Below are 19,561 nucleotides of genomic sequence, written 5' to 3' on the forward strand. Positions count from 1 at the left end.
TTAAACAGGCATGTTCATGATTTCTTTATATGCTTCAACAAGTTTGTTGCGAACTTGCACCGTTGCTTCAAAAGCAACCGAAGACTTTTGCGAAGCAATCATTACTTCAGCAAGGGATACACTGCGGTCTCCCATCTCAAGTGCTGTTACTTTTTGTTTTGCTTCTTGCTGCAGGCCATTAACGGTATCTAGCGCGCTTGTAAGTAAGTCACCAAATTGCGCCGATGATGTTGGCTGAGCCTGAGTTGGTAAATTATTAACGGATTGACTACGGCTAGCTTCAAGTGCCATAGATTGCATTTCTTGAAATAATGCGCTGTTTTGAACTTTCATAATACTCTCTGACAATGCAGTTTACTTATACACAGATAAAGCACAAAACGTGCCACAAAATAAAACGCTATAAATCAATGTGTTAGATGGTTATTCTGTTTGTCAGAGTTTTGACAGCAAACAAGCCCACATGGAGTGAGCTTGTCAGTTAAGGGGGATGCTTTTAAGCGGGTAATGCAATACCTAAGTCGCGCATTTGAGCAAGTTTATATCTAAGTGTTCGTGGACTAATCCCTAATGTTTCAGCAACCTCTTTGCGCTTTCCTTGGCACCTAGCTAGGGTTTCTAAAATAATGCGATGCTCTTTGTCTTTAAGCTCATCTTTATAATTTCCCTGCTCGTTCACAGATGGAATTTCGTCATGCATGGGGTTAACCACTTGCTCTTTATAAACAGGGGCATTTTGCACCGGTGCACTATTTACAGTCTGTGCTTTAACCGCTAAGAGCTCTTCAATAAATATATCGTCTTCATGAATGCTATTACCATCACATAGTATCAGTGCACGCTGAATCACATTATCAAGTTCACGGACATTACCCGGCCAAGCATGCGATAGCAGTTTTTGCTTAGCTTGCTCAGTTAATAATGCGATAGGCTCTTTACTTCTGATGCAATGACGCTCAATTAAATGCTCTGCAAGGACAATAATATCACCTGGGCGCTCACACAGCGGACGCCACATTAAAGGAAAAACATTTAAGCGATAATACAAATCTTCTCTGAATAAATTTTCGCTAACAGCTTCTTTTAAATCACGGTTACTGGTTGCGAGCACTCTAACATCGAGCTCAATGGTTTTACGACCACCCAAACGTTCAACTTCACGCTCTTGCAAAACACGCAGTAACTTAGCTTGCAGACCCAAATCCATTTCAGTGATTTCGTCAAGCAAGATAGTGCCACCTTGTGCTTGTTCAAATTTGCCCGGACACGCTTGAATCGCCCCAGTAAATGCGCCTTTTTCATAACCAAACAAGGTCGCTTCTAACATGTTCTCAGGAATAGCGGCACAGTTAATCGCTACAAAGGGGGCATCTGCGCGACTTGATTTATCGTGAATAAAGCGCGCCAGCACTTCTTTACCCGAACCACTGGGTCCGAGCACCATGACACTGGCATCTGAACGTGCCACTTTACTGGCCAGCTCAAGTAATTTAATACTGGATGGATCCGCGACAATCGGCCCATCGGTTTCTTTTTCTTTCTCGGGTAAATAACGACTCACCATATTCAATAAAACTTCAGGTGCAAATGGTTTAGCCATATAATCAATAGCCCCTAAACGCATTGCCTCAACCGCATCATCAATGGTGGCGTATGCTGTCATCATTAATACTGGTAGTTCAGGGTAATTAAGTTTAATGCTACGCAATAAATCAAGGCCGCTCATCGCGCCCATTTGTACATCGCTTACCACCAATGAATACGTTCCTTGCTTTAGCAATACCATTGCTTGCTCGGCACTGTCGGCAGCGATGCAATCAATACCTGACATTTCCAATGTATCAATTAAGGCTTCGCGTAAGCCTGCGTCGTCTTCAACGACTAAAATAGAGTTCGTATTCATCTTGCCTCCACTGACGTAGTTTCTGCACTAATAGGCAGGATTAAACTAAAACATGCCCCCCCATGGGCATTATTAGCCACTTCGACCCGTCCTTGATGCGCATTAGCGACTGAGCTTACGACTGCAAGCCCAAGCCCTGTACCTTGGCTTTTCGTTGTGTAAAAGGGTTCAAATAATTTTTCGGCTTGGCTAATATCGACTCCAGGGCCATTATCGCTGACGCTGATACGAACACAGTGTTCACTCCTCTCATCACGCTGAGCGCTGAGTGACACTTTTGCGTGCTGGCCAATAATTTGAATACTGTTATGAATAAGATTTTGAACAGCACTGGCTAACGCTGTTTTATTGCCCACAATTTCAATATCGGGCTCTGGCAAACTAACGCTTAATTCACTGTGGTTTTGCGCCACCATAGCATCAGCCCCCGCTTTTACTTCATTGAGTAATTGCTGCATTGATACACGCTCAACTACTTGCTGTTCGCCACTTTTAGCAAACAACAACATATCATTCACTTGGGTTTCTAAATCTTTTAATCGTGACATTAACTTGTTATGAAAATTACCCCGCGAGCTTTCAGGTAAGCGTTTAGAGCCTAAATTAGCCGCATATAACATAGCAGCCGAAAGCGGTGTTCTTACTTGATGCGCAAGCGATGCGACCATTTTACCCAGCGCACTCAGGCGCTGCATGTGTGCAACACGCTTTTGCAGTCGGCGTGTTTCGGTCAAATCGGTCATTAAAATTAATTGCCCCGGTTCTGGCGTCAGAGCCGTTATATCAAGCTTAATCAAGCGACCATCTTTGAGTGAGACTTCGTGACCATCATCTTGTTTAGGACGAAAAGAGCGCTGAATAACGCTGAACCACTTTTCACCTTCCAGAGGCTCACCAAGCATATCGATAGCGATTTGATTCGCTTTTGCAATCATGCCGCGGCCATCCAATACCACAACCCCCGCAGGCATGGTATCAACCAAATGGCTCAACCAACTTGCTTGCTGACGAAGTTCACTCAACTCACCCACATACTCTTCTTGCTGTAAACATGGGTTATATTGATTAGCTGTGATAAATTGTGGTTTTAGTACATGTGCTAAGGCCATAATCGATACTCAAAAAATCGTGTCTAACTGTGTAAATGCACAATCCGTACCATAATTATTATTGTTTTATTTCAGTGTCTTAGCGTTAATTTTACAACGACAAAAAAATGACAATTGCGAGGGAACGATGCAACACCATCACCACAACCGCTGCCCATGGCTCGATACCAGCAAAGACGATTATGTCGCCTATCATGACGAAGAATGGGGGGTGCCAATTTATGATGACCACCGCCTTTTTGAGTTCATTACTTTAGAATCTGCACAAGCAGGACTCAGCTGGTACACAATTTTAAAAAAGCGTGATGGCTACCGTCGCGCCTTTAAAAATTTTGTTGTTGACGACGTTGCACAAATGGATGACAGCGACATTGAACGCCTAATGCAAGATGACGGCATTATTCGCAATCGCTTAAAAATTGCCGCCACGATTAATAATGCCAAGCGATTTATTGAGATACAAAAAGAGTTTGGTAACTTCTCAAATTACCAATGGCAGTTCGTTGGGGGGAAACCTTTGGTGAATAATGTCGATAAACTTGAAGATTACCCAGCCATTACTGAAGCCTCGACAGCCTTTGCAAAAGATTTAAAAAAACGTGGTTTTAAATTTTTAGGTCCAACAACCGTTTATGCCCATATGCAGGCCTGTGGCATGGTTAACGATCACAGTAATGATTGTTTTAGAAAAGCCCAGATAATCGAGCAATATTAAGCGCTTGATTTAAATAAAGGAAGTCAATGCGATATCAAGTAGGTCGTGCTTTAGCCTGTTAATTCAGGTATTCCCGTAAACGCCGACCTACATAATACAAACAAGGGCTAGTCTCGCGATAAGTTATATTTTTTCATTTTTTCGACAAGTGTCGTGCGGCGCACGCCCAAAATTTCGGCAGCACGCGCTACAACATAGTCATAACGCTCAAGCGCTTGACTAATTAGGCTAATTTCAAGTTCTGCTAAGTATTCTTTAAGCTCAATGCCATCATCTGGTAATAAACCCGAGTCAACATGTGTGGCGGGCGTTTGCGGCTCTTCATCTTCATAATCGCTAAAGCCAGTGCTGAATATATCGTTAAATGCATCTCGTTCCATCAACTCTTCAGGGTACTCAGGCTGATAGGCTTCAACTTCTATGTAACGATACTTTGCAGGTAAATCTGGCACATCAACCACTTTATCAGGGAACATGATCACCATACGCTCAACCAAGTTTGCCAGTTCACGAATATTTCCTGGCCACGCATGCTCTTTTAAGCTTTGAATTGCCCGCTCTGTAAACTTCGCCGTCGTGCCACTTTGCTCGTTAACACGACGCATTAACTCTTTAAGCAGGAGCGGAATATCATCAGCGCGTTCGCTTAACGACGGGTTCTCAATAGGAAATACATTTAAACGATAGAATAAATCTTCACGAAAATCGCCTTTTTCTATCATCTCTTCTAAATTGCGATGGGTCGCTGCAATAATACGCACATCGGCTTGAATTGGTTTCGTACCACCGACCCGCTCATAGCTTCGCTCTTGTAAAACGCGCAGCAACTTTACTTGCATCTGTAGCGGCATATCACCTATTTCATCAAGAAAGAGCGTACCACCTTGGGCTAATTCAAAACGCCCTTTTCGCGCCGAAATTGCACCTGTAAATGCACCTTTCTCATGGCCAAATAATTCACTTTCTAATAACTCACCCGGAATGGCACCACAGTTAACGGGTACGAATGGGCCGGAGCTGCGCTTAGATAGCAAATGAACATTTCGCGCAACCACTTCTTTACCCGTTCCAGATTCACCGAGTATCAGCACATTGGCATCGGTTTTAGCAACTTGCTCAATTAAAAAACGCACATCTTTAACGGCATCTGTTTCACCAACCAAACCATCAAACAATTTATTCGATTTTGACTGTTTATGATCGCCCGGCAACATACGTTGATACTGCTGACAATCATGTAAAAGCTGCGTAGTCACATCATGATTAAATGGCTCACAAATTAAGCCTACAACATTGGCAATGCTTAAAAGTGGTTTTAACGTTTCACCAATCAAAAGAAAAGGGATCGCAGGAAACTGCTTAATGACAGACTCATGATCTAATTGCTGAAGTGCACCAAGAATAACCATGCACTCTTGTTGTTGATGTTTTTCACAAAATGATTGAAGTGTTGACTCATCAACGAGTTGTACAGCTTCTCCGATAAAAGTGAGGGCTGCATTTAAACCAATCGCACGATTATTATTATTGTCTAAAATTAAGATCATTATTGGCGAACCACAGTGACTACGGGTTAGTTAGTTTCTAAATTGTAAGCGAGTTTAAGAGGGATGCAAGCGCTAAGCGGCAACTTTTTGACATCAACGCCAAAAAATAGTCACTTAGCAGCTATAACCAATACTAAAGGGTTAAAGCAAACCCAAAATTGATTCTGCAGAACGGTTTGCTTGTCCACGCAGTGCAACGGATGCCTGCGATAAAATATCATTAGCAATTTGATCAGACACCGCTTTTGCATAATCAGTGTCTTCAATTCGACTTTGACTTGCTGCGATGTTTTCGCGTTGGTTACCCAGTCCTTTTATCGTACTTTCTAAAGTGTTTTGAAATGCACCTAGCTCAGTACGTTGCGTGTTAATTTCTTCGCTCGCTTGGTCGCTTATATCAATCGCAGATTGTGCTCCTGCTTGTGTCGAGATATCAATACCCGCAATCACTGAGGCGATACTGCCGTTACTCGGCGTAATTGACTGGGTGGTATTGGCATCTGGTCCCACTTGAAATGATACTTGCTCACCATCAAACAATGGCTTACCACCAAAAGTGGCATTTTCAAATGTTTCTGTGATCTGCGTTTGCAACTGCGTTACTTCTTCTTGCAATGCTGCTCTGTCATTGTCTGTCAGTGCACCATTGCCTGCTTGGATAGACAGCTCGCGGATTCGCGACACCGCATCGTTAACGCCCGACAAGTTAGACTCAGTCACTTGCGAGTAAGAAATACCATCATAAGCATTGCTAGTAGCTTGGCTATAACCATTTTGCTGAGAGGTTAGCCTATCAATAATTTGCAGTGCAGCGGCATCGTCCGCCGCAGAATTTACTTTTTTACCTGTCGCTAATTGTTCAGCAAGCTTGTTATTTGCTTGCTGAGTTTGATTGAGTAACCCGGTATTGGGTGATTGAATTTTCATAGCGGCCTCCGACAAACCGATTGCTTAAATTATAAGCAAAAAAGTGGCAAATTGGAATTTATACCAAATCGTTTAACTAAGAGAGGTATTTTGAGGTAAGAAAACCGCAAAATGATTTTGGATTTTTACAGATTGATATCAGATAGGCGATCAAGACTAATTCCAGGCTAGCTATGAACATCCTCCTAAGTAAAAGAAAGTCGCATTGCTAAAGTTCGAGCAAATCAGTAAAGCTAATTGTTAAAAAGCTATACCACGTGTATTTAACGACAAACTTTATTGAAAATAAGTTATAGCTTATTGATAGATCATAGTAACGGTCTTAAAGACTTTAACTGTGTACTCTTGAAGCAATAAGTTAATTTAAGAAAAGCATATTACTTATAATTTCTCTACTTATGTGCTTCGTGCACTGTTTTACATTTGGTTTTCCAGTTCACTCTAAAATCACTTTTCACTTCAATTAAGAAAGCAATCCAAAGTTTATTAATCCGAGAAAAGTAATCTTTTGATATTTTTTCATCTTCAAAATAATACAAAGTAGTCAGAAGGGGGCAGAAAAAGTACAGCATAGTCCCTTTCAGCAAATTAAAAATATGGGGGTGGGCTGAGTGTTTATAAGCGTATATTACGCGTTGCTGCCGATTAACTAAATTACTCGCTTCTTCACGAGATGAGTAATGACTACTCGCTAATTCAATTAAATGATCACAAAGAGACTCAAACTCATCAAAGTTAAGTTTACCTTCAAAATCATCAAAACTTACTTTTTGGAAGTTTGATGACTTTATCTTTTCGATAATCATATCTTTATCATCGATCACTTTTGATAAAATTACATCATCCTCAGATAACGGTTGAGTTCCTGAAATTCGAGCACCCTCACCTACATTGTACACGGCCACGGATTTAGGTAACTGCCTTGCTAATCTTTCAAGACTGTTTTTCGACATGGCCATTAAAGGTGTTGCTGTAACGGCATAATTTAAATTCGCTTCAAAATCAATATCAGCACCAGCTGGGGCACTGTATTTTGATTTAAGGCCTGTATCAGAGTAAATACTTAGCTTCGAGTGCGTTTGACCACTTAACGAATAACCATTATCGACACCTATTAGGTAAATATTTTTAAACCCTAACGTAGTTGCAAAAGAAAAAGCGGTATTAGAAACAAAAGGTCCACTTGCTGGTAGTTCTGTAATTGGTTGTCTGTATTTTAAAAAACTATGTAGTGTCAAAAATGCGGTAGATGCTTCAGGCCCTTTTAGACCTAAACCTGCCCATTTATAAAGCTTTGGTAATTCAGGATAAATAACATCTACTGATAAAAGATTTAGCTTTTTGTACTCTTCTCTTGGCAGTATATCTACTAACACATCATATTGAGATTTAGGCCTTTCAACAATCACATGAAAATCTGGTGTTATGCCTACTTTTAATAAACTTTGGAGTGCAGTTCCGGCAGCAAATATGATGGCTTTATCTTGATTTTCTCTTATTAGATCAATAGATTGGTCTAAAGAAGGACCATTCCCTACTACAAATACTGGAACATCATCTAAAAACTGATTTTCTTTTTCATTCTTAAAGTAAAATTCTATTCCGTTTTCAACATTGTAAATACTGTGGGCTAGCCCTGTAATTCCATCATTGTAAAAACCAAAGCCTTGGTGAAGCTGGTAGTAGTTTTTGAAAAAAGATTTAATTAACTCATTAATTTCTTTTGAAGGGTAATGTTGGAAACAAAAGCTATTTACTACAGCAGTAGAACCTACTTCGAGAGATATCCTGTATACCTCTTCAAAAAACGACTCATAATCAACGCCAATACTTAAAAAAAGTGAGCTTCCCGCATTATCTAAATCATGAATGACTTTTTGCCAATCAATACAAAACAAACTCGCAAAAAATAGCTCAAAGTCAGGTTCACAAATAAAAACATAGTCAAAACTGTGCTTTTTCATTAATTCAGGAATGTGATACCCCAAACCAATGCCAAAGATGAGTGCCGTAGGATAATGAGTAGGGAGACTAAATGCTAATTTATGCGAACGCTCTTTCTTCCGCTCACTTAAAATACCACTTAATTTAGACATATATTTCATGTGCAGACGATCGTCATCAGGACTTGTATCCCATTTCTGAGTTGAAAAATAGTCTGCACGACCAAAGTTTGCTTGCGAGGTGTATTTATCTACTTGTTCTTCAGCTTGGGCTTTTGGATTATCACTATATAATACAACTTCAGAGTCTTTTGGTTTAAAGTTACCATGGCCTGACTTAGTGACATGAAGGCAGAAATCTTCTCTGGGTTTATAGCTACTTACAACGTTAAAAATATCAGGATAATATTTCCTAAAGACTTCTAGGTTTAGTACAAATCTTTCATTTGCTTCTGAAGCAAACTTTTGCTCACGCTCTTCATGCGCCCTTACCTCTGTCAATTTATCTGCAAGGTGATCTAATTCTTTATCTAAACCCAAAGTGCTTTTCATCTGTTCCTACTTTATTTGGTTATAAAGGCCTACTTTCTTTTTATTTTTAACGATACTCGTTAGTTGGCTTTTAGCTTCGTTCTTCTTTAAAAGAATATCAGAACTGTATCCATCTAACTTCTGTAACAACTGATTTAATTGAGGATGAACTTCAGATGGGATGTCACTATCTGAGTTAAAAAAACTCTCGAGCATCAAATGTAACTCATTGACTAATTCAACACAGCTTTCAATGTTTTCTTCGCTCAACGCTGACTCAACCTTTTCAAGTTGAGCTTGCAAATCATGAATATTAGCTTGCATGAGCACTGTTTTCTGAAAACGTTTTATTGCGAACTTCAACTGGGATCGCATCCCATGCAGATTTAATTTCTTTTAATAATCCAGATACTTCATCAATAATTTCTATATCATTTTTAATTGATGCATCAATAAGTCTGTCAATCATGTATGAATAAAGTGCGTATAAGTTTTCAGTAACCTCTCCACCCACTTCAAAATCTAAACATCCACGTAATGCTTCAAAAATTGCTGAGGCTTTAGATAAGTGCTCACTCTTAGCTTCTAGATTTTTTTTCTCTATAGCAACTTTGGCTAGTACCATTTTTTCTAAAGCACCAGCCATTAACATCTGGATTATTTCATAGCGATCAGCACCCGCCACACGAGTCTTAAGTGCCTCTTTTTGGTAATTTTTAACTTTAGCGTTATACATGGTACACCTTTATATCTAAAAAAGAGAAAAGCAGCGTTTACGAAGATGACTTCTTAAACCCTGGAAGGCTTGATAATTGAGCGCTCAAATAGCTTTGTGTTGACTGCATTTGCGCTAATAACACATCTAATCCGGCATATTGCTGGCGAAGTCTAGCCTCTAACTCTTCCATTCTGTATTCATGATTAATAATATCATCTTCTAAGTCATCAAGTTGCGAGTTTAAGTTAGTTTCTCGCTGATTCATGATCCCTTTAGAATCTAGATAGTTATCAAACAATGACTCTAGTTGTTTTGCTATTCCATTTTCACCTGCAAAAGCCTTGCCAATATCATCATAATTCTCATCCATCGCTTCATTTAGGCTGCGAACTAAACTAGACTTCTCAAGATAGCCTTCTTTATCTATTCCTAAGCCTATATCAAATATGCTTGAAAATGGACCTGCATCGGTCAAGGGAGTTGATAGTGCATTTACTAACTGAGAATCAAAAGAACGAATTGTAGAATCTGAGTTTAATGGTTTGCCAATTCGAGTCTGTAAACCTATTTGACCGATTAAATTGTTATAGTTTTTTATAAACTCATCAACTAGAGCTGTTACGCTTTCTCTATCAGTCTCAACGGATAGTTTCGCTGTTTCGCCATCAACACTCTGACGTTTAGCAACAATTGTCATATCCTGTACAGCATCTTTAAAAGTATTGGTGTCGTTAGTTATAGTGATACCATCAACTTTTATTGTTGCATCGCGTGCTTCATTACCCGCAGCAATAGCGATACCACCAGCTCCTCCAGCGTTTGCAACTGTTGAAACATTATCGAGTTCAGCATTATCGTTAGTAATAACTAAATCATTGCCAGTTCCAGACACACTAGAGCTAAGCACTAACTTTGATTCTGTTCCAGTATTTATAATATTAGCAGTCACACCAAAATTATTATCAGAACTGTTAATTGCGTCTCGTAAATCAGCAAGCGTGGCGCCCGCATCAAGTGTAAGATCAAAGCTCTTATCGCCAGCGGCAAATGATAATGTACCGCCAGATGCTGTCACTACATCATCTGTTGACGTAAATAGACCAGCATTAGACGTGGCTCTACTACCTTGAGCAAGTTCAACCACTTCAATATTAAAATCACCGGGTGATATGTCAGAAGTAGGTGTAACCGAAATTAAATCGCCATCATCACTCGTAGGCTGTTTGATGTTAGCAATACGCTTGTTGAAATTATCAATGTCTGCTAGCTTTTCAATTGTATCTTGAAGCGTAGACATTGCTGACTTTACTTCACCAAGTGAAGAAAGCTCGACCTGCAAAGATTGTTCTTTTCTAGCAAAAGCTTGTAATTTAGGGGTATTTTCAGCTGACAGTGTTGCACTAATAATACTTTCTAGATCAAGGCCAGAACCAACCCCTGCTGATGTAATTAAAGCCATACTAATACTCCTAAAATATCTAAATCTCTATGCAGTTCTATCGAAGAGCAAACCTTTATTGCTTAATTTATCGGCAAATTCTTCCAAAGCTTTAGCCACTTCTCGAAATTCCTCGGTAGGGATTTCTCGAATTACTTCATCGTTCTGTTTATCAAGAACTTTGATTACTGGGGGGTCACCCAATTCATCAAATTCAAAAATCAAATTTGTCGAAGTAACGGGAATATACTCATTCAGCTTTTCTAAGTTTTGCTTCACTTCAGCAATCAGATCTTTTTTATCTTTTTGCTCAGTCTTAGACTGTTTTTCTATGTCTATTGGTTCTCTTCCAGCAAGTTCCGTGCCTTTCGCGAGTTTTGCGTTATCTAACTCTGCTTTTGTGTTGTTGGCACTATTCGTTGTTGAAAGGTTTTCATTAGACCTTTGAGTTGAATTAAGATCTATCATCATAACACCTCAAAATGTTAACTCGTATCAAGTATAAGCCACTTCAGGAAAAAATACCTCTGTCTAAAGTGGCTTATAAATCAAGTAAATTAGCCTAGTAGAGAAAGTGCTACTTGAGGACGTTGATTTGCTTGACTTAAGATTGACTGGCTAGCTTGCTGTAAGATTTGCATCTTAGTTAAGTTAGCTGTTTCTGTTGCGAAGTCTGTATCTTGAATACGAGAACGTGCCGCAGATAAGTTTTCAGCGATGTTTGATTGATTACGAATGGTTGATTGGAAACGGTTTTGTACCGCACCAAGTTCAGCACGCTTCTTATCAACAACCGCGATCATCGCATCCATACCAGCCATAACAGCTTGAGCATTACCTTGTGTCGATACACTGATACCTGTTTCTGTAAATACACCAGCGAAAGTATAAGTTGAAGCGGCAGCAGTACCACCTGCATCACTCACACCAGCTACCGATGACGCTAATACACTGCCAGAGATTGCAGATGCAATACCAGCGATACCTGATAGCGTGAAACCACCGTTTGCAGACATCGTGTTGGCTGTTCCACCAACATTTTGCATGCTAAAACCAATTGTTTGAACTGCATCTGCGCCGACTTGGAAGTTTGCTTCATAAGAACCATCCAGAAGGTTTTGACCACCGAAAGTCGTATCTTCTGCAACACGGTTTACTTCTGAAGATAAAGAACGAATTTCTTCTTGAAGCGCTAAACGGTCTTCATCAGTATTTGAACCGTTTGTTGCTTGTTGAGCAAGTGTACGTATACGTTGAAACATTGATGTTACTTCATCAAGCGCACCTTCAGCAGTTTGCGCAAGTGAAATACCATCATTGGCATTACGGTTACCTTGAGTTAAGCCATTAACTTGGCCTGTTAAACGGTTGGCAATTTGCATACCAGCCGCATCATCTTTCGCGCTATTGATGCGTAAACCAGATGATAAACGTTTGAATGATGTATCTAATGAGTTGCCAGAATTCATTAACTGGCGCTGTGCGTTCAATGAACTCACATTAGTATTTACGTATAAAGCCATATTAGCCTCCGCTTTATCATTTTATAGAAGAATAGCGGGATACCCCTACCCTGCTATTCAACCGACTTAGAGTCCTAGATTGATAGTTCTCTAAGTCATTTATCGTCCGATAAAACGAAAGCTTTAGCTTTATTTGTAAATATTTTAAATATTATTTAATTTTTTATCCTTGAAGTAAGCTCAACGCAGCCTGAGGTCGCTGATTTGCTTGACCCAAGATTGTTTGACTCGCTTGCTGTAGGATCTGATTTTTTGTCAACGCTGCTGTTTCTGCAGCAAAGTCTGCATCTTTAATACGCGATTTTGCAGCTGATAAATTCTCTGAAATATTAGCTTGGTTACGGATCGTTGATTGGAAACGGTTTTGTACCGCACCCAATTCAGCTCGCTTTTTATCAACAACAGCAATCATCGCATCCATACCAGCTAATACAGCTTGTGCATTACCTTGCGTTGAAACACTAATGCCTGACGCTGTAAACACACCAGCATAAGAATACGTTGATGCAGCTGCTGTACCACCTGCATCACTGACTCCCGCAAGACTTGAAGCTAAAACACTACCAGATACTGCTGATGCTATTCCGGCGATGCCTGATAATGTAAAACCACCATTCGTAGATAATGAATTATCTGTTCCACCGACATTTTGCATACTAAAGCCGATAGTTTGTACTGCATCAGCACCCACTTGAAAGTTAGCCTCATAACTACCATCAAGTAAGTTTTGACCACCAAAAGTTGTATCTGTAGCAATACGATTAACTTCATCAGATAACTGGCGAATTTCTTCTTGAATTGCCAAACGATCTTCATCCGTATTTGAACCATTCGCAGCTTGTTGAGCAAGCGTCCTAATACGCTGAAATGTAGATGTAATTTCATCCATCGCGCCTTCAGCTGTTTGCGCAAGTGAAATACCATCATTCGCATTTCGGTTACCTTGATTAAGGCCTAGAATTTGCGATTGTAAACGGTCAGAAATTTGTAAACCTGCTGCATCATCAGCAGCACTATTAATACGTAAGCCTGAAGATAGACGTTTAAATGAAGTATCTAAATCAGTACCTGTTCTGTCCAATTGTCTTTGTGCGTTTAACGCACTAACATTAGTATTTACATATAAAGCCATAATAAACTCTCTTCTTATCTGTCAAAGTTTAGTCACTTCAAAAGTGATTTTGACAAAGTGACTCGTTACAGCGGCAAACCTAAGTCGCCTGGGGCAAAAAACTGCCACTTTGCGGGTTAGTTAGTTAACTTGAAATAAGTAGAGCAATTAGTAGGCCAATTATTTTAAAAGATAATAAAGAGAACGAAAAAAGGCTCCAAAGGAGCCTTATAAAGAGATAAGTTTAAGAGTGGGTTAAATCAACACAAACTATGGCATAATCTGTGCTTAGTAATTTATGTTCTTACAAATGTTAGAACACTACTGTCAGGATTTTGAGCGCCTCCGCTTTATAATCCTATCTTGGCGCCTTTGTTAATACCCCATTAGACAAAGGCGCTTTTTCTTTTAAGTCAATATTTTGACTTCATATTCTTTAAGCTAACTATTAACCTAGAAGACTTAATGCCGCTTGTGGACGTTGATTCGCTTGGCTTAAGATTGTTTGGCTAGCTTGTTGTAAGATTTGCATCTTCGTTAAGTTAGCTGTCTCTTGAGCAAAGTCTGTATCTTTAATGCGAGACTGTGCAGCGCTTAGGTTTTCAGAGATATTCGATTGGTTACGAATTGTTGACTGAAAACGATTTTGAACCGCACCTAATTCCGCACGCTTCTTATCTACGACCGCAATCATTGCATCCATACCTGCTAACACAGCTTGCGCATTACCTTGAGTAGATACACTAATACCTGTCTCAGTAAATACACCTGCATAAGTGTATGTTGAAGCAGCTGCAGTACCACCTGCATCACTCACACCTGCAACACTTGATGCAAGCACGCTACCTGAAATTGCAGATGCAATACCTGCGATACCTGATAATGTGAAACCACCGTTTGCAGACATTGTGTTAGCAGTTCCGCCTACATTTTGCATACTAAAACCGATAGTTTGCACCGCATCAGCACCCACTTGGAAGTTTGCTTCGTAGCTACCATCTAGTAGGTTTTGACCACCAAACGTTGTATCAGCAGCAACACGATTAACCTCAGAAGATAGTGAACGAATTTCTTCTTGAATAGCCAAACGGTCTTCATCTGTGTTTGAACCGTTTGATGCTTGTTGCGCCAAAGTACGAATTCGTTGGAACATTGATGTTACTTCGTCAAGCGCACCTTCAGCTGTTTGCGCTAGAGAGATACCATCATTCGCGTTACGATTACCTTGGTTTAGACCATTAATCTGTGATGTTAAACGGTCAGAAATTTGTAGACCTGCTGCATCATCAGCTGCGCTGTTGATACGAAAACCTGATGATAAACGTTTAAACGAAGTATCAAGTGAGTTACCTGAATTCATTAATTGTCTTTGAGCGTTTAATGAACTAACATTTGTATTTACATAAAGTGCCATGATATTTCTCCCGAAGTAAACTTATCATTTACTCTCAAACTTACTCTAATTAAGCGGTAGCGGTTATTTGCTACGCTGCTTGGTTAATTAAGTTATCGGTCCGCTCAAAAAATCCTTTAGCTATTTTTATAAAAAATTTAAAAATATTTCTAATACTATGAATTTAAACAGTAAAAAACACCAACTTTTTACTGTTTAAAATTAAACCACAGCAAACAAGCAGTAAAAAATTGGGTGACATTAAGTCTGAAGAAATAAAAACGAATACTTAAATGACGTAGAAAGGGATATTTTAAAAGTGGTTTTTAAAAGCTAAGCTCAAAAATGAGCTTAGCTTGGGGAAAGTTATAAATAATCAAATAACGAAAGGTTTGCTAAACGACCAAAAGTCGCTTGTGATGCTTGCAGCGCCGTTTCTTGTTTAGTGAGTTCAGTGATAGCTTCTGCCATATCAAGCTCAACAAGCTCTGCTTTCGCTGCTTTATTGCTGATATCTAAATCACTATTTGATTGCTCTATTTTTTCTGCCGTATTTAACCTGCCACCCAGGCCAGCTTGAACCAACGACACCTTATTTTTAGCATTCTCTAATTGCACTATTGCATCAGCCAATACTTGGTCAAACTCATCCTGAGTTAAATCAGGATTGGTGAGCCCCGCAATTAAGCTATTTAAAGTATTGAGGGCGTTTTCTTTTTGTGGGGCTTCTAATTGAACGTCAATCTGCCCATTAGCAACTGGCTCAACAGAAATTTCCATACCTTGGTAGATTATTTTACCGTTTTCAAAACTACCACTGTCAATAGCGGTTCCGCCAAGCTCGACCACAAAAGTATTTGGGGTGCCAGTTGTGGTAATAAAGCTCAGGGTATTCGCATTGGCTGCTGCCGTCGGATCTGCGTTGTAATTGGCTTTGTGAAATTTATCAAACTCAGCTTGCTCAGTAACATATATTTTAGAACTGGTTATGCCGCCTGAAACTGTACCATCGTTCGACACCACATTTAAACGTGCATCTACTTTTTCAAAAGTATCATAGCCATTGTCACTTGATTTTATTTCAACACCTTCTGCTACCTTTATCTTATGTTGACCTTGGTCGCCACCATATTGATAACTACCCGATGTACTATCATAAGAATAAGCAGGGGTATTATCTTGATAACCAGAAAAAATATACTTACCATCTTCTGTTTTCGCATTCATTAAATCAAGCACGGTACTTTGCAGTGCTTTTACTTCTTCAGCAATGCCTTCGCGGTCAATATCACTATAAGCGCCATTACCTGCTTGGATTGATAAGGTATAGGCAGATTCAAGTGCACCTTTAATATTCTGCAGTACACTTTCTTCTGTGGTTAATCGACTCGTTAGCATTGTAATGTTTTTGCTGTACTGCTCGTTACCCTGAATGCGGTCACTGTAAAGCAATGCACGTGCTGTAGCAGAAGGATCATCTGCGGCTGTTAATACGCGCTTTTGCGTATTGACTTGCTCTTGTGCTTTACTGACATTTTGTTGACTGTTAAGAATAGAGTTAAGGTTATTCTTATACATCATGTTATTTGAAATACGCATAATTACCTCGCCGCACTTAATAAGGTATCAAAAATAGTACGCGCTGTTGCAAGTACTTGTGCTGATGCCGCATACGATTGTTGGAACCGCAGTAAATTGGCCGCTTCTTCATCGAGGTTTACACCTGACAGAGATTCGTACCACGCTTCTGACTGCTCTGCGAGCGCATTAAATGCTGCGCCGTTCGTTTGCGCTTGACTAGTGATAACACCAATGTCGGTTACGATCCCCGAATAAGCCTGATTAAATGTTTGATGATTATCAGCCGTGCTACTCGCTTCAACGTTTTGACGCACTAACTCACCATTTTGTAGGTCGGCAAGTAATAAACCATTACGGTTATCATCGAAACCACCCTCATTGAACTCAACAGTAAACGTATCACCTATTGCAGGTGTACCTTCGATATTAAAATCAAACCCGTAAGTATCGTAAGGTGCTCCCGCTTGCGCAAGGATATTTTCTGCAGGTGGCGTAATCGTAAAAGTACTGGTGCCATTGCCGTCGGTAATTTGATATTCGTTAGCATTGGCGGTTTTTACTAGGGTAATATCACCGTTTGCTAAGCTCGGTGGTGGACCTACCGCAATTCCACTTGAATTGGCAATATCTGATACAGTTCCAGCTGAAATACTCGCGTCGCTGTTATTATTAATATCATTTGCGGTGCGAATGGGTGATGCCAGCGCTAAATCTTCTGGACGCTCTGTTGCCAATTCTAAGCTTGTTGCTGCCTGTGAATTTAATTTAATTTGAAATTGATCGCCTGCGTTTGCGGTACCAGACACATTTAGCTGTAAACCGAAGGCTTCGCCACCGGTGATCGTTGATGAATCAATCACACCGCCAACCACATTTGCTGTTGATGCGGTGCCTACCGGTTCACCTTTATTATCGATTGCCTGAATTTCAACTGTCGATGCGCTGGTGTAAGTAACTATAAAATCACTGGCAGGCAACTCACTGCCCTTACCAGGTTCAAGTGTTGCCGTCATGGTCGATGAACCGGTATTAGCTTGATAACCAAAACCATTCACCGTTGGAATGGCAAAAATATCACCACCAATTTCACCATTTGCGTCCATACCAAGACGGTTTTGCTGATTAAAGGCATCAGCAAGGGCTAAGCCCATTTGGCCTAATTGATTCTGGGCTGGCACTAAAATGTCATCACGAAATGACAGTAGGCCGCCTATTTTGCCTTTAAGTTTACTTACATCAACCTCAAGCGGCACGGCTTTGCCACCATTAACATCTAAATGTAGCTCTCTAAAGCTGGGATCGGGATCGCCAGTAAATGAAAACAGGTTAAATGTACCGCTTTCCATCACTAATGCTTGGCCAGACCCCAAATAGACTTGTTTCTCACCGTTATTACCGTTGAGAGTTTCTACATCAATGAGTTCTGATAAGTCACGAATTGCTTTGTCGCGCTCGTTGTACAATCCGCTAGACGCTGATTCACGATCAGTGCCATGCACCGCGGCAATTTTAGAGTTCAATTCGCTAATACTTTGGATCAAGTTATTTGCTTCATCCGAGAAAATTTCTAATTGCTCATTCACAACAGTCTGCTGATCAACCACGATGCTTGAAAGCCTGTCCATTTGATCAATGAGGTTTTGTGCATCTGTCATAACCAGCGAACGCGCCACCGTCGATGAAGGCTGATTTAAGCTTTCTTGAACATTATTAAAAAATGAGTTAATGCTGGTTGATAAGCTATTCGACTCTTCAGAAAACAAGCTATCGACTCGGCTTGCTTCTGTTACAAACTGATCAAAAAATGCTTTATTTGACGTATCACGATTTAGCTGTTTTTGAGCAAACTCATTGAGTAAACGATACGTTTCACCCCGGCCAACTTGGTTGTCGATCATGGTGCTGAACTCAGTGCGCTCACGAACATAACCCGCTGTATTTACATTGGCTATGTTTTTACTGGTCGTTTGTAAAAGCTCAGAATTTGCTCTTACACCTGAATTTGCTATGTCATATAAGCTGAATGACATGAGGACTTACTCCTTAACGTACCAATGAAGCAGCGACGCTTTGAAGCTCAACACGCTTCAATACCTGCTTAATTTTGTTGGCATAATTTGGATCAGTTGCATAACCTGCTTTTTGTAACGAATCTAAAAAGGCTGCGGGTTCTGCGGTGTTTTTTAGTGCGTCTTGATAACGTGGGTTTTCATTTAAGAAATCCACAAAATCATTCACACTGTCTTTAATTGACTGATAAGAACGGAAGCTTGCATGCTTTTTAACAGGCACACCTTGCTCAAACTCAAGCGTAACTTTACTTGCTTTGTCACCTTGCCAGCTCTTATCAGATTTAATGTTAAAAAGGTTATTACTACTGGTGCCATCCGCTTTACTAATAATATGCTTACCCCACCCTGTCTCAAGCGCTGCTTGAGCAACCATCACAGCAGGGTTTAAACCAATTTTTTCAGCCGCATTTTTTGCGTGCTCCCAAACAGAGCTAATGAAAGACTCAGCATCTTCAAAGCGGTTTTCTGATTGCTCATCAGTGGCAACTTCAGCCATTGGGTGTGTTTCTGGCTTAGCTTCTTGATTACCGCGAACACGCTTATCGCTATCAAACTCTGCGGTTGTTCTTAACACGGAGCCAGGAGTAAATTTCTTACCGTCGGGCGATAACTGCTGCACAATAAGATCAGCCAAACCCAGTGAGCCGTTAGAAGACAACTCAACAGAAAGCTGTTGATCATGCATTTCTTCAAAGAATTTTACGCCACTCGAGTTAAACGGACTGTCTTTGTCTTCAAATGCTTCATTAGCCTTACGCATGCTTTTAAGCAGCATCTGCGTAAAGATAGATTCAAATTGTGCCGCCGCTTTTTTCAGCGCCTCTTTTGACGCATCGCTAGAGGCATCACTTTTTAGAGCACTTTGACGCAATGAGTCTAAGTTGCCTAAATCAAAAAAGTTTTGCTTGTCGAGATGATTCGTATCCATCAGCTTTTTGACACAATAATTAATAATGCATAATCAAATGCAATAATTACGCCAAAAGAGGATTTATCAGATTGAGGGAAGGTAGAAATGAAAAAACGCGCTGATCTCAGCGCGTTTTTAAT

At 40.1% G+C, this 19,561-nt stretch carries 17 protein-coding genes; 1 reads left to right on the plus strand and 16 read right to left on the minus strand.

Going from position 1 to position 19,561, the window contains the following annotated elements; all coding sequences use genetic code 11:
- From fliE to ACSSVW_RS08035, 3 genes are all read right to left on the minus strand, one after another.
- On the minus strand, nt 1-333 hold the full coding sequence (gene fliE / locus ACSSVW_RS08025; RefSeq protein ID WP_036970144.1) for a flagellar hook-basal body complex protein FliE: 333 nt from the start codon (nt 331-333) through the stop codon (nt 1-3).
- Nucleotides 334-496: 163 nt separating this feature from the next.
- On the minus strand, nt 497-1,903 hold the full coding sequence (locus ACSSVW_RS08030) for a sigma-54-dependent transcriptional regulator (protein WP_075593866.1): 1,407 nt from the start codon (nt 1,901-1,903) through the stop codon (nt 497-499).
- Nucleotides 1,900-3,012, minus strand: a complete 1,113-nt coding sequence (locus ACSSVW_RS08035; protein ID WP_230236995.1) for a sensor histidine kinase — start codon at nt 3,010-3,012, stop codon at nt 1,900-1,902. Before ACSSVW_RS08035 ends, ACSSVW_RS08030 begins: the two co-directional genes overlap by 4 nt.
- A gap of 127 nt (nt 3,013-3,139) precedes the next feature.
- Between ACSSVW_RS08035 and ACSSVW_RS08040 the strand changes: the two genes are divergently transcribed.
- Nucleotides 3,140-3,727: a DNA-3-methyladenine glycosylase I gene (locus ACSSVW_RS08040; protein WP_454179121.1), complete on the plus strand. Its 588-nt coding sequence runs from the start codon at nt 3,140-3,142 to the stop codon at nt 3,725-3,727.
- Nucleotides 3,728-3,834: 107 nt separating this feature from the next.
- On the opposite strand, the gene ACSSVW_RS08045 is transcribed toward ACSSVW_RS08040, so the two are convergent.
- The 13 genes from ACSSVW_RS08045 to flgJ all read right to left on the minus strand — a co-directional run bounded on the left by ACSSVW_RS08045 (nt 3,835) and on the right by flgJ (nt 19,439).
- Nucleotides 3,835-5,274 carry a sigma-54 dependent transcriptional regulator gene (locus ACSSVW_RS08045; RefSeq protein ID WP_074988678.1) on the minus strand — a complete coding sequence of 480 codons (1,440 nt, stop codon included), beginning with the start codon at nt 5,272-5,274 and terminating at the stop codon, nt 3,835-3,837.
- Between the two features lie 141 nt (nt 5,275-5,415).
- Nucleotides 5,416-6,201, minus strand: a complete 786-nt coding sequence (locus ACSSVW_RS08050) for a flagellin N-terminal helical domain-containing protein (protein WP_454179122.1) — start codon at nt 6,199-6,201, stop codon at nt 5,416-5,418.
- A 392-nt stretch (nt 6,202-6,593) separates the two neighbouring features.
- On the minus strand, nt 6,594-8,696 hold the full coding sequence (locus tag ACSSVW_RS08055; protein WP_454179123.1) for a motility associated factor glycosyltransferase family protein: 2,103 nt from the start codon (nt 8,694-8,696) through the stop codon (nt 6,594-6,596).
- Nucleotides 8,697-8,702: 6 nt separating this feature from the next.
- Nucleotides 8,703-8,999 (minus strand): hypothetical protein, encoded by a 297-nt coding sequence (locus tag ACSSVW_RS08060; RefSeq protein WP_180311423.1) that lies wholly within the window; start codon nt 8,997-8,999, stop codon nt 8,703-8,705.
- Nucleotides 8,989-9,411 (minus strand): flagellar export chaperone FliS, encoded by a 423-nt coding sequence (gene fliS / locus ACSSVW_RS08065; protein WP_118844090.1) that lies wholly within the window; start codon nt 9,409-9,411, stop codon nt 8,989-8,991. Before fliS ends, ACSSVW_RS08060 begins: the two co-directional genes overlap by 11 nt.
- A 37-nt stretch (nt 9,412-9,448) precedes the next feature.
- Entirely contained in the window at nt 9,449-10,852 is a 1,404-nt protein-coding gene (gene fliD / locus ACSSVW_RS08070) for a flagellar filament capping protein FliD (RefSeq protein ID WP_118844089.1), read from the minus strand.
- A 27-nt stretch (nt 10,853-10,879) separates the two neighbouring features.
- On the minus strand, nt 10,880-11,299 hold the full coding sequence (locus ACSSVW_RS08075; protein ID WP_421419802.1) for a flagellar protein FlaG: 420 nt from the start codon (nt 11,297-11,299) through the stop codon (nt 10,880-10,882).
- 89 nt (nt 11,300-11,388) lie between these two features.
- A complete protein-coding gene (locus tag ACSSVW_RS08080) occupies nt 11,389-12,354 on the minus strand; it encodes a flagellin N-terminal helical domain-containing protein (RefSeq protein WP_118844087.1) in 966 nt (321 codons plus the stop codon).
- Between the two features lie 163 nt (nt 12,355-12,517).
- On the minus strand, nt 12,518-13,486 hold the full coding sequence (locus ACSSVW_RS08085) for a flagellin N-terminal helical domain-containing protein (protein ID WP_118844086.1): 969 nt from the start codon (nt 13,484-13,486) through the stop codon (nt 12,518-12,520).
- A 427-nt stretch (nt 13,487-13,913) separates the two neighbouring features.
- Nucleotides 13,914-14,879: a flagellin N-terminal helical domain-containing protein gene (locus ACSSVW_RS08090; RefSeq protein WP_421419406.1), complete on the minus strand. Its 966-nt coding sequence runs from the start codon at nt 14,877-14,879 to the stop codon at nt 13,914-13,916.
- A 345-nt stretch (nt 14,880-15,224) separates the two neighbouring features.
- Nucleotides 15,225-16,457: a flagellar hook-associated protein FlgL gene (gene flgL, locus ACSSVW_RS08095; RefSeq protein ID WP_118844084.1), complete on the minus strand. Its 1,233-nt coding sequence runs from the start codon at nt 16,455-16,457 to the stop codon at nt 15,225-15,227.
- Between the two features lie 2 nt (nt 16,458-16,459).
- A complete protein-coding gene (flgK, locus tag ACSSVW_RS08100) occupies nt 16,460-18,469 on the minus strand; it encodes a flagellar hook-associated protein FlgK (protein ID WP_196857641.1) in 2,010 nt (669 codons plus the stop codon).
- 13 nt (nt 18,470-18,482) lie between these two features.
- Nucleotides 18,483-19,439: a flagellar assembly peptidoglycan hydrolase FlgJ gene (flgJ, locus tag ACSSVW_RS08105; RefSeq protein ID WP_036970176.1), complete on the minus strand. Its 957-nt coding sequence runs from the start codon at nt 19,437-19,439 to the stop codon at nt 18,483-18,485.
- Nucleotides 19,440-19,561: the final 122 nt, after the last annotated feature.

It is taken from the genome of Pseudoalteromonas sp. MBR-15, from assembly GCF_053628915.1.

Bases quoted from the DNA above. Each gene is read 5' to 3' on its own strand.
- ACSSVW_RS08050 (WP_454179122.1), bottom strand. From the start codon at position 6,201: ATGAAAATTCAATCACCCAATACCGGGTTACTCAATCAAACTCAGCAA.
- ACSSVW_RS08060 (WP_180311423.1), bottom strand. From the start codon at position 8,999: ATGCAAGCTAATATTCATGATTTGCAAGCTCAACTTGAAAAGGTTGAG.
- ACSSVW_RS08085 (WP_118844086.1), bottom strand. From the start codon at position 13,486: ATGGCTTTATATGTAAATACTAATGTTAGTGCGTTAAACGCACAAAGA.
- ACSSVW_RS08075 (WP_421419802.1), bottom strand. From the start codon at position 11,299: ATGATAGATCTTAATTCAACTCAAAGGTCTAATGAAAACCTTTCAACA.
- ACSSVW_RS08040 (WP_454179121.1), top strand. From the start codon at position 3,140: ATGCAACACCATCACCACAACCGCTGCCCATGGCTCGATACCAGCAAA.
- ACSSVW_RS08030 (WP_075593866.1), bottom strand. From the start codon at position 1,903: ATGAATACGAACTCTATTTTAGTCGTTGAAGACGACGCAGGCTTACGC.
- fliE (WP_036970144.1), bottom strand. From the start codon at position 333: ATGAAAGTTCAAAACAGCGCATTATTTCAAGAAATGCAATCTATGGCA.
- flgJ (WP_036970176.1), bottom strand. From the start codon at position 19,439: ATGGATACGAATCATCTCGACAAGCAAAACTTTTTTGATTTAGGCAAC.
- ACSSVW_RS08055 (WP_454179123.1), bottom strand. From the start codon at position 8,696: ATGAAAAGCACTTTGGGTTTAGATAAAGAATTAGATCACCTTGCAGAT.
- fliS (WP_118844090.1), bottom strand. From the start codon at position 9,411: ATGTATAACGCTAAAGTTAAAAATTACCAAAAAGAGGCACTTAAGACT.
- ACSSVW_RS08035 (WP_230236995.1), bottom strand. From the start codon at position 3,012: ATGGCCTTAGCACATGTACTAAAACCACAATTTATCACAGCTAATCAA.
- ACSSVW_RS08080 (WP_118844087.1), bottom strand. From the start codon at position 12,354: ATGGCTTTATACGTAAATACTAATGTGAGTTCATTGAACGCACAGCGC.
- flgL (WP_118844084.1), bottom strand. From the start codon at position 16,457: ATGCGTATTTCAAATAACATGATGTATAAGAATAACCTTAACTCTATT.
- fliD (WP_118844089.1), bottom strand. From the start codon at position 10,852: ATGGCTTTAATTACATCAGCAGGGGTTGGTTCTGGCCTTGATCTAGAA.
- flgK (WP_196857641.1), bottom strand. From the start codon at position 18,469: ATGTCATTCAGCTTATATGACATAGCAAATTCAGGTGTAAGAGCAAAT.
- ACSSVW_RS08090 (WP_421419406.1), bottom strand. From the start codon at position 14,879: ATGGCACTTTATGTAAATACAAATGTTAGTTCATTAAACGCTCAAAGA.
- ACSSVW_RS08045 (WP_074988678.1), bottom strand. From the start codon at position 5,274: ATGATCTTAATTTTAGACAATAATAATAATCGTGCGATTGGTTTAAAT.